General features: G+C 30.2%; 1 protein-coding gene. It reads left to right on the top strand.

The window, feature by feature from the left end; all coding sequences use genetic code 11:
• Positions 1 to 134 precede the first annotated feature (134 nt).
• Positions 135 to 1,169 carry a BMP family lipoprotein gene (locus tag NSA58_RS20375; RefSeq protein WP_039678475.1) on the top strand — a complete coding sequence of 345 codons (1,035 nt, stop codon included), beginning with the start codon at positions 135 to 137 and terminating at the stop codon, positions 1,167 to 1,169.
• The last annotated feature ends 80 nt before the right edge of the window (positions 1,170 to 1,249 follow it).

Below are 1,249 nucleotides of genomic sequence, written 5' to 3'. Positions count from 1 at the left end.
TATAGTATATCATAATTAGGAAAAATACTAAAATTTTGATGTAAAATGTAAAAAAAATTAAAAATAGTATAGATAAATTATAATAAATAGTATAAAATAAAAGACGAAACATATATAATTTTTAGGAGGAACTTATGAAATTAAAAAAATTAGTAGCTTTATCATTAACAATGATAATGTCTGTGGGTTTATTGGTTGGATGTGGATCTAATAAAGATGGAGCATCTGGTGACAAAGTAAAAATAGGTATGATAACTGATGTTGGTGGGGTAAATGATGAATCATTTAACCAATCTTCATGGGAAGGTTTACAAGCAGTTCAAAAAGAACTTGGAAAAGATAAAATAGATGTTCAAGTTTTAGAATCAACTCAAGATGCTGATTATGATTCAAACATAGATCAATTTATAGACCAAGAAATGGATTTAATAATAGGTGTTGGATACAAATTAGAAAAAGCTATAGCTAAAGCGGCTAAAGCTTATCCAGAACAACAATTTGCAATAGTAGATCATGCTTACGAAACACAACCTAAAAACGTAACTTCTTTATTATTTGAAGATAATGCATCAGCGTACTTAACAGGATTAATAGCTGGTAGAATGACTAAAACTAATAAAGTTGGTTTCATAGGTGGTATGGAAGGTGTAGTTATATCTAAATTCGAAAATGGATTTAAAGCTGGTGCTAAAGATGCTAACCCAGATGTAGAAGTATCAGTACAATATGCAAACAGCTTTTCTGATCAAGCTCTAGGAAAATCTATAGCTAATCAAATGATTAAGAATGGTGTAGACGTAGTGTTCCCAGCTGCAGGTGCTGTTGGAACTGGTGCTATAGAAGCAGTTAAAGAAAATGATAAAATGGCTATAGGTGTTGATAGAGACCAAAATAGTTTAGCTCCAGATCACGTAATAACTTCAGCTATGAAAAACATAGATGTTGCTGTTGGTAACTTAGCAAAAGCTTTTGTTGATGGTTCTTATAAATCAGGTGAAGTTATAATAGGTTCATTAGCAACTGGAGGTGTTGGTATAGCTCCAACTTCAGAAAAAAATGTTCCAGCTGATATATTAGAGTATGTTGAAGCTCAAACTAAAGAAATAATTGACGGAAAAATAAAAGTTCCAGCAACTGATGACGAATACAAAGAATTATACGAAAAATAAAAATAATAGAGTATAAATTCTTAAAATACATATTCCACCAAAGAATATATATTCTATGGTGGAATATTTTTTGCTAGTTT

Source organism: Terrisporobacter muris (genome assembly GCF_024621905.1).
GTDB lineage: Bacteria > Bacillota > Clostridia > Peptostreptococcales > Peptostreptococcaceae > Terrisporobacter > Terrisporobacter muris.
This window is presented reverse-complemented; position numbering and strand designations above follow the sequence as displayed.

Excerpts from the sequence above, each read along its gene's own strand:
- NSA58_RS20375 (WP_039678475.1), top strand. The coding sequence starts at position 135 with ATGAAATTAAAAAAATTAGTAGCTTTATCATTAACAATGATAATGTCT.